This is a genomic window from Streptomyces sp. NPDC005195 (genome assembly GCF_040608315.1).
In the GTDB taxonomy this organism is placed as follows: domain Bacteria; phylum Actinomycetota; class Actinomycetes; order Streptomycetales; family Streptomycetaceae; genus Streptomyces; species Streptomyces kaempferi.
Map to the genome: position 1 here is coordinate 1 of NZ_JBEXHZ010000309.1, position 1,615 is coordinate 1,615.

Genomic DNA, 1,615 nt, shown 5'->3' on the forward strand with positions numbered 1-1,615 from the left:
GTCCGTCCGCGGAGCGGCCGTCAGCGGGCCCGACGGCATCGACCTGGTCCCGCTGCCCGCCGAACGCTTCGCGGCGGCCACGATGGCCCTGGTGTGGTCCAACGTCGTGGTGGAGAACGCCCGCGAGGACCTGGACGGCGCCCTGCGCCGCGGCCAGTGGCGGGTCGCCGAACTCACCTCCCGCCGCGCGGTCCACGCCGCGCTGCGCGGGCTGCTCAGCTCGTACGGCGTCAACCCGCTGCCCGCCGACACCGATCTGGTGCGCCGGCTGCCGCTGCTGCCGTCGCTGCCCGGCTCCGTGCGCGGCCGGGCGGAGGACCTGCTGTGCCGCACCATCGCCTCACCCGGACAGGGCGAGCGGGTCCGCACCGATCTCGGGGACTTCGTCGCGCTGGTCCGCGAGACCGCCGGGGCCGACGCCTTCCCCTCCTCCTTCGACTCCGCCGACACCTGGCGGGCCACCCTGGAGCTCGGCTACGACTGGCTGCGCATCGGCACCTACCTCGGCGCGGAACTCCCGCTGGAGGAGGCCCGCGACCTGATCGTCAGCAATGGCGTCCAGCCCCACCAGGCCGTATGACCCCCCACCACCCAAAGGGACCGACCGATGGCTGACACCATGACCGTACTGGTCACCGGAGCGAGCGGACTGGTGGGAGCCGAGGTGACCGCCCGGCTCACCGCGGAGGGCCACCACGTGCTCGCCCTCATGCACAGCAACGGTGACATCGTCCGCAACAACGGCAGGGCGCTGCCGGCCGCGCCGGCCGGACCGCGCCGGCTCACCGGTGACGTCACCCGCCCCGGACTCGGCCTGGACGGCGAGCAGTTGCGCGCGGCCGCGGCGGCGGACCGTATCGTGCACTGCGCGGCCCTGACCGACTTCGGGCTGCCCGAGCAGCGCTACCAGGACGTGAACGTCACCGGGACCCGGCAGGTGGTGGCCTTCGCCCAAGCCCACCGGATTCCGCTGGTCCATGTGAGCACGGCCTATGTGTGCGGCGCCCGGGACGGCATCGCCTACGAGGACGAACTCGACGTCGGCCAGCGCCCCGGCAACGCCTACGAGCTGAGCAAGCTCCAGGGGGAGAGGCTGGTGCGGCAGGCCGCGGCCGAGGGGCTGGCGGTGGCCGTGGTGCGGCCCAGCATCGTCGCCGGGGCGGCGCGCACCGGCCGTGTCCGTGACTTCAAGACGCTGTACCCGGTCGTCAAGCTCATCACCAAGGGCCTCGCCAGGACCATCCCGGGCCGCTACGACGCGGCCCTCGACCTGGTGCCGGTGGACTACGTCGCGGATCTGGTCACCGAGGTGACCACGCGTTTCGAGGATGCCCGGGGACTGACCCTGCACGCCGTCGGGCAGGCCGTCACCCTGCGGGACTTCTCCGCGGTGCTCGCCGAGTACCCGTCCTTCCAGGTGGCCCGGTTCGTCCCGCCCTCGGCCTTCTCCGCGGCGGCCCTCCCGGACCGTGAACGCGCCTACCACCAGCGGGTCATCTCGCTGTACGAGAGCTACTTCAGCCGCCGCGTCCACTTCGACGCCACCACCGCGGCCGCCTTCACCCGGCGCCCGGCGCCGCCCGGCGGCCCGGCCTATCTGCGCCGCCTCCTCGAC

At 73.6% G+C, this 1,615-nt stretch carries 1 protein-coding gene and 1 pseudogene; both read left to right on the forward strand.

Annotated features, from left to right (window positions below; all coding sequences use genetic code 11):
• Positions 1-580, forward strand: a pseudogene (locus ABZV34_RS39220) (hypothetical protein); the annotation flags it as partial.
• Between the two features lie 27 nt (positions 581-607).
• On the forward strand, positions 608-1,615 hold a 1,008-nt coding region (locus ABZV34_RS39225), incomplete at its 3' end, for an SDR family oxidoreductase (RefSeq protein ID WP_356288004.1).